This is a genomic window from Microbulbifer okhotskensis (assembly GCF_023895975.1).
Classification (GTDB): Bacteria; Pseudomonadota; Gammaproteobacteria; order Pseudomonadales; family Cellvibrionaceae; genus Microbulbifer; species Microbulbifer okhotskensis.
Genome location: NZ_JALBWM010000503.1, coordinates 1 through 238 on the forward strand (window position 1 = coordinate 1; position 238 = coordinate 238).

General features: G+C 58.4%; 1 pseudogene. It reads left to right on the plus strand.

The features are described from left to right. A pseudogene (locus tag MO867_RS23090) lies at positions 1 to 238 on the plus strand (acyl-CoA dehydrogenase); the annotation flags it as partial.

The window sequence follows — 238 nt, forward strand, 5'->3', positions numbered from 1 at the left end:
GTCTGCCCGAGGCTCCTGCGGGCAACAAGGGCATTTCGCTGTTTCTGGTACCGCGTTTTGCGGTAAACGACGATGGTAGTCTCGGTGAGGCCAACAGCCTGGGCTGTGGTTCGCTGGAACACAAGATGGGCATCCACGGCAACGCCACCTGCGTGATGAATTTCGACGGCGCTCGGGGCTTTTTGCTCGGTGAGCCAAACCGTGGTCTGGCCTGCATGTTTACCTTCATGAACAACGC